Below are 5,116 nucleotides of genomic sequence, written 5' to 3'. Positions count from 1 at the left end.
ATATGCCTTGCTATAAGTAAACCTAATTAATCATCACCTCCGGTTTCACATAGTTCAGCAAAAAATGTATCTCTGTTTACAAAATCTTGACGCTTATTCTCTTGGAAAAAACTTTGCGATTTACTGAGGGTGACTTTCTGAATCTTGCTTGCCTGATAGTTAACAATGGCGGAAATCCAAGAATCCTTGCAGCGTTTGTCGTTTACTTCGACTGTGCGAGTTATTACTAAAGGCACTGCGCTTGGTTGCAGTTAAGTCCCACACTCAAAACCTATTTGCAATCGGCTCTAAGCAAATGCGACTAAACCAAAAAGAGGTGGAGTAATGAATAAACCACCCCGTAAGCGCAACAAAGCCACCTCTGCTTCATCCAGTGACGACACGCCACCAGATAATCAAGACCTTGAAGAAAACCCAGCTACAGCAACGATTACAGTTAGTGCCGTTGAAGTAACAGAGTTGACCCAGGAGGAGCAAAGCGATAAGCCTGACGGCATGGCTACGCTTACCGCCTGCACTTGGAGAGGAAAGTGGAACGGGCATTTTTTGAAGCGCGGAAAGCGCTGACGGAATTGAGGGACAGACGGCTTTATCGCTCCACGCATAAAACATTTGAAGATTATTGCCGCGATCACTTTGGGCATAGTCGGCAACAATCAAATTATTTAATTGCCGCAGATGGTATTTACGAAAATTTGACAACCATTGGTTGTCAAAAAGTGGCAAATGAGAATTTGACAACCAATGGATCACAAATTCTACCCACGAGTGAGCGCCAAGTTCGACCCATGACAAAGCTTGAACCCCAGGAACAGCAAGAAGTGTGGCTAACGGCAGTAGAACTTGCTGGTGGGAAAGTGCCGACTGGTAGGATTGTGAAGGATGTGGTGCAAAAAATAATGGAGAGAACCAAAGTACCCAATACCTACCAGTTGGGCGAAGTCTGCCAAATCCTTGCAAAAGATAATCCAGAACTCAGGGGCAAAGGTGGCTGCTGGGGGATTGTCAACGCAGTGAATGACTTTACTTGCACCGTGAAAATGTGGGATGGTGAGTACGGCGTTGGGTTACAACACCTGAAGTCTTACGATTACTTGCCTGCTGAATGTGAGCAGATTAAACAAATCAGCGATCGCATCAGTCGGGTGTATTCCGATTCGCTGGAGGAGACAGTCAAAAATTTGTTGCAGTCTTTGGGAAAGGTGAATCGGCCTTATCTTACTGCTATGGAAGAGAAATTGTTGACGCTTCTAGAGTCGGAGTATGGGAAAATACCTTAAACAATTTTGGCAATTTGGCATCCAATGGCTTTGGATTGCAGTTTCAATGGAGTTAGCAACGCAACGGGACAGTGAAGAAGTTGTACGAAGGATAGGACAAAACTTTCCGCAACTGGTGTCCCATACTACGCCAGTTGTAAGCGTGAGTGCTGTAGAAACGCTCTACATATTGATACAGCGCTCAATGGAGTTCAGTTCCCACTCTACAACTGGCTAAAAATGAACAAAACCAAATAAAACCTCAGAAGATGCAAAGATGCAGATAGCTGGGATTGCTTCTTTGGCGATCGCCAGCCTTTTTACGTTGGTATAGACTGTTGATTACTGGAAGTCCTTAATTTTTATATTTTTTTGATGAATTTATACTAGTATTCTTGGAAAGAATATAGTATTAATTAAGACTAAATAATTACTAGTACAGCACGGCAGAAATAAACATAACATTTGAAATGGCGCAAAAGCGCAAAGATAAGAGTTTTAAACACTTGATTTGGGAATTTCATAGTTCAAATCAGCAATGCTAAAAACTCTTCTTCCTATACCCTTATACCCATTTTCAAGAGAAATGAGCAATTTTCATCAATATGGAAAAATAGCTGGTGAAAAAGAAATCCTCTAGCACTTTTATAAAAAGCCCTCCAACTCAGCAAATTTACGTAAACGCGGTAAACAATGACGTTGATAAAAACTGCTCAATGTCGGAATTGATAACCCAAAATCCTCTGACAACTCTTTCCAACTAACTTCTGGGGGTAGACGTTTGAGAATTAACACTTGACAATTAACATCTGGGCGCCCTTTAATACAAGTACGGCGTAGTTCACCTTCAGAGTCTGTCTTAGCCCATATCTCCAAGTCTTCTAGAATGGAAGGTGCTTGAGGAGTAGCAGGCAGGTTATCTACAGAGTCAATGGTTTGGCTTATTCCATCCGATGTAGACTGACGAACTTTAATAGGGAGCGTTGTGGCTTGTTCCCGGTTCTGGTAAAAGTCTTGTAGTCTGTCTTTAAGGTAAGTATTCAGCCAAGTAACAACACTGTCATAAGTAGGGTCATAGGTTTGACAGGCCAAATCTTTACAGACGTTGCGACAGAAATACAACCAAGTTTGTTGCAGTGCATCTTGATAGTAAGGAGTACTTTCCCTCCATAGTTTATTAGAAATCAAACGAATAATTTGTGTGAGTAATTTCTGATGCTGTGGACTTCCATGTAAGTGTCTACAGGTTTGTGTAGGTAAATATTTTAGTTGTTCATCTGGTTTTTGCTTAACTAGGTTGTAATGGGATATATTGTAGATTTCCTGATTTATTGTTTGCAAACGGTTGTTAACCTCTAGACTCGTATTAGAATCTATGGCTCCTGAAGAGCTTCGGGATTCTTTATCAGTTTTAGAATTAATAAATAAGTGATTATTGAGTAAATCACTTACTCTTTCGCCTTCTACAGGAATTGGTAGTAATTGCTCTTGTTCCTGATCAGCTATCTTGATTTCCACAAGAATCTGTTCTAACTCATGCTCATCCAGAGCAGCTTCCGTAAATTGAACAATATTGTCTATATTCCTTTGCTCCGGGGTTAAGATATAGCGATTAATTGCTTCTCCCTGAGAAGTAAAGTTTTGGTTATTACTGTTTTCATACATTTTATTTGCCCTCTTCAATTTTCCGCATATTGAGCGCATAAACTTAACATAAATAACCATTTTTATTACTTCGGTAGAAGCTAAACATTGAAAGCTTTTCAGAGCTTTAATTCTCAGATTTGAGTTATAAATTTCATTTACTGTTAGAAAATAAAGGCTCAAACCTTGGCTCAATAAAAGTTTCAGAACCTTGTTTCGCTTATTGCTTTCCGAAAGTAACAAAACAGGGGTAAGCGCAGGATCACTCACGGTCATCTCTTATTTTTAGCAACTTACTTAATACATTAAACCTAGGTTGTGAAGAACTTGTGAGGAACTAACACTAAATCCATTTTTTGGGCTTGCTTGCTCCAAACTACCTTGCAATAGTCAATAGTGGCTCTAGCTTCTATCCTCTTGTGGTTACATTTTTAAAACACGCCCTAGTTCACTAGAAAGCGTGAGTAGTAGCTTGAGAACTTATAAAGTAAAGTTTTCAAGTTCTTGTGAAAAATCGGAGTTTTCAGGCAAAAACCTAGTAGCCTCATCGTTAGCTATTTAGTAGCTAGTAACTTGATTTATGCTTAACTAAGCTTTGATGCTGCTATTATTGGAGGCAAGCAATGTCAGGTTTGGGTTTTACTCATTGAGGTGCTTTAGTGACTATCGCTGTCGGTGTCAGCTTTTGTACCATTGATTATGCAAACGCTAAAGTTACTGCCTCAACTTCGGGACTTGGAAATGCCGGAAATATTACTATCAATTCTGATTCATTCTCATTATTAATGCTCCAGCAGGTTTGATAATAGCCAAACCTGTTCCCGAATCAACTTTTACATTCAGCGTGTTTGCCCTCACTGCTTTCTATGGTGGTTGGAAGTTAAAACGTAAGCACAAGCAAACTAATGAATTGAAAGCTTAAATCAACTGAGGGTCGCATCGCCTTCAATTGTCAAGAGGTGTTAAAGAATTAAGTTGAGTTAACTACGGTAAGTATTGCACCTCCTTAATGCTATCTACGAGATGCGTAAGGGATGTGGATCTTGTACAAGGTGAATCTGAAGAGTTGAAAGCAGAAAACCAGGATTTTGGTGATGAGCAGAAAGATTGCTTTCAGGGCAATTATTCCGCCGCGTCCATTGCACAAAATAAATTTTTGTCCTGAAAGAGTGTTTATCAACTCTTTTGTACCTAGATGTCATTGCCACCGCTACCAAAGATGGTGTCGTTACCCGAACCACCGTTAATTAAGTCAATGCCTTCTAGACCATCGATAAAGTCATCAGCTCCATCAGCAAAAATGACGTCATTTCCATTGGTTGGTTGTCCTTGTATAACAGCCATAGTGTATTTTCCTTGTTGAAGTTAGTTAATCTAGAACTTGAGAGCGATCGCAACAAGCTAAAGTGAAGACTGGTTAGTATGAGTATTTGGGAAACTCATGTTATCTTCAGCAACTAGTATCACCTGAATCTAAATTAAGCTTTTAATAAGAAAAACACAGCCCGAAAAAGACTTTAATAGTATGAAGTCGAAAAGGAAATTTAAATTGCTTGGTATTATTTAGTCACAAAAAGTCTGATTTGGTTGAAAGGGATGATGATGGGTGGTATCCTCAACTGCGGATGCACTATTATTTGACTCTGGGGCGAGAGTTTCTAACCAACCGTGATGCGAAACGGGCTAAGGCGCAATTGGAAGCTGGGGAGAATTCGATTTGGAAGCCTGATTTTAACAAGGGGCAGCTATTGCCTGCCGTGTTGTTATTGGAAAATCTGAATCTGTTACAGTTTCTTACACCAGACGTTCAGTTGCGTGGTAGTGACGAGAAGATGGTGGAGTTTAAGGCACTAGCTGTAACGCATCGGCACGTTATCAAAAATTACTTGAATGTCAGTGTCTCAGAAAAACTGACCCCGATTGCGATCGCACAGAAACTACTTGCGAAGATTGATTTGAAACTGGATTACGTCGGTCGGTTGGGTAAGCGTGAAAATCGGGAGCGCGTTTATCGACTCGTTGCCCCTGATGATCAGCGTGATTCGATTTTCGGGCAATGGCTCAATCGAGATGAAGCATTAAATAGCGGGACTTAAACAAAAATTAAGCCCAAATAAAGCCCAAACTGGCTTTGTAAGCAGCAAATACGTCCCGGTTCAGGGTCAACCAATCAAAAAATCGAAAAGACATGGCTGTTCTAAAAGCCTCTAAAG

General features: G+C 40.3%; 8 protein-coding genes. 5 read left to right on the top strand and 3 right to left on the bottom strand.

Annotation, left to right across the window (positions count from 1 at the left end):
- Window positions 1–26 precede the first annotated feature (26 nt).
- Window positions 27–236, bottom strand: coding sequence for a hypothetical protein (locus H6G96_RS40030; RefSeq protein ID WP_190920126.1), 210 nt, complete (start codon window positions 234–236; stop codon window positions 27–29).
- 88 nt (window positions 237–324) lie between these two features.
- Here H6G96_RS40030 and H6G96_RS43040 point away from each other — a divergent pair, with 88 nt between their 5' ends.
- The 3 genes from H6G96_RS43040 to H6G96_RS40020 are packed head-to-tail and all read left to right on the top strand — an operon-like array spanning window position 325 to window position 1,497.
- Entirely contained in the window at window positions 325–567 is a 243-nt protein-coding gene (locus tag H6G96_RS43040; RefSeq protein ID WP_347242352.1) for a hypothetical protein, read from the top strand.
- Complete coding sequence (locus tag H6G96_RS40025) at window positions 531–1,280, top strand: hypothetical protein (RefSeq protein ID WP_347242351.1); 750 nt, start codon at window positions 531–533, stop codon at window positions 1,278–1,280. Before H6G96_RS43040 ends, H6G96_RS40025 begins: the two co-directional genes overlap by 37 nt.
- Window positions 1,264–1,497 carry a hypothetical protein gene (locus H6G96_RS40020; protein ID WP_190920124.1) on the top strand — a complete coding sequence of 78 codons (234 nt, stop codon included), beginning with the start codon at window positions 1,264–1,266 and terminating at the stop codon, window positions 1,495–1,497. The genes H6G96_RS40025 and H6G96_RS40020 overlap by 17 nt, the downstream gene beginning before the upstream one ends.
- A 407-nt stretch (window positions 1,498–1,904) precedes the next feature.
- Here H6G96_RS40020 and H6G96_RS40015 read toward each other — a convergent pair whose 3' ends face one another.
- Entirely contained in the window at window positions 1,905–2,570 is a 666-nt protein-coding gene (locus H6G96_RS40015) for a sigma-70 family RNA polymerase sigma factor (protein WP_190920127.1), read from the bottom strand.
- Window positions 2,571–3,562: 992 nt separating this feature from the next.
- Here H6G96_RS40015 and H6G96_RS40010 point away from each other — a divergent pair.
- Window positions 3,563–3,706, top strand: coding sequence for a hypothetical protein (locus H6G96_RS40010; RefSeq protein ID WP_190920122.1), 144 nt, complete (start codon window positions 3,563–3,565; stop codon window positions 3,704–3,706).
- A gap of 388 nt (window positions 3,707–4,094) precedes the next feature.
- Here the strand turns inward: H6G96_RS40010 and H6G96_RS40005 are convergent, their stop codons facing one another.
- Complete coding sequence (locus tag H6G96_RS40005; RefSeq protein ID WP_190920120.1) at window positions 4,095–4,247, bottom strand: hypothetical protein; 153 nt, start codon at window positions 4,245–4,247, stop codon at window positions 4,095–4,097.
- A 209-nt stretch (window positions 4,248–4,456) separates the two neighbouring features.
- On the opposite strand from H6G96_RS40005, the gene H6G96_RS40000 reads away from it, so the two are divergent.
- Window positions 4,457–4,999 carry a hypothetical protein gene (locus H6G96_RS40000; protein ID WP_190920118.1) on the top strand — a complete coding sequence of 181 codons (543 nt, stop codon included), beginning with the start codon at window positions 4,457–4,459 and terminating at the stop codon, window positions 4,997–4,999.
- Window positions 5,000–5,116 lie beyond the last annotated feature (117 nt).

Source organism: Nostoc sp. FACHB-892 (assembly GCF_014698795.1).
Lineage (GTDB): Bacteria > Cyanobacteriota > Cyanobacteriia > Cyanobacteriales > Nostocaceae > Nostoc.
Note: the sequence above shows the minus strand (reverse complement) of the source record. Positions and strands in the feature narration are given on the sequence as shown.

Excerpts from the sequence above, each read along its gene's own strand:
- H6G96_RS43040 (WP_347242352.1), top strand. The coding sequence starts at position 325 with ATGAATAAACCACCCCGTAAGCGCAACAAAGCCACCTCTGCTTCATCC.
- H6G96_RS40005 (WP_190920120.1), bottom strand. The coding sequence starts at position 4,247 with ATGGCTGTTATACAAGGACAACCAACCAATGGAAATGACGTCATTTTT.
- H6G96_RS40020 (WP_190920124.1), top strand. The coding sequence starts at position 1,264 with ATGGGAAAATACCTTAAACAATTTTGGCAATTTGGCATCCAATGGCTT.